The sequence below is a fragment of the Elioraea sp. genome (assembly GCF_051860475.1).
GTDB lineage: Bacteria > Pseudomonadota > Alphaproteobacteria > Acetobacterales > Acetobacteraceae > Elioraea.
Map to the genome: position 1 here is coordinate 1 of NZ_JBHYDW010000314.1, position 591 is coordinate 591.

General features: G+C 75.5%; 1 protein-coding gene. It reads left to right on the forward strand.

All coding sequences use genetic code 11. The features are described 5' to 3' along the window. The coding region (locus ACTIFU_RS23960) for a phage tail tape measure protein (RefSeq protein WP_439580825.1) at positions 1-591 on the forward strand (591 nt) is incomplete at both ends.

The window sequence follows — 591 nt, forward strand, 5'->3', positions numbered from 1 at the left end:
GCATGACTGACGCGACCCGCCGGCTCTCGGTGCGGCTGTCGGTGGACGGCGCGCAGCAGGCACGCCAGGAACTGACGCAGACTGGCGAGACGGGCGATCGCGCGTTCCAGCGCATCGTCGCGGGCGCGCAGGGGGCGTCGCGGGCGCTGAGCCTGCTGGGGCCGGCGATCTCTGCCCTCTCGGCCGGCGCGCTGGCCAATCTCGCGCGCCGCGCGGTGGATGCGGTCGGGGGCTTGGGCGAGCTCGCCGATCAGGCCGGCGTCTCGACCGATGCGTTGCAGGCGTTCCGCTTCGCCGCGATCGAGGTCGGGCTGCGCAACGAGGAGCTCGAGCGCGGCCTGGCCACGCTCACGCGCCGCATCGGCGATGCCGCGACCGGCGGGCGGCAGGCGGAGGAGGCCTTCCGCCGCATCGGCGTCGCGTTCACGGACGCGGCGGGCAACGCGCGCGCGACCGAGGGCGTGCTCGCGGACATCGCCGACCGCATCGCCGCGGTCGAGAATCCGGCCGAGCGGGCGCGCATCGCCACCGAGATCTTCGGCGACCGGCTGGGCCAGCGGCTCATTCCGTTCCTCGCCCAGGGACGCGAGG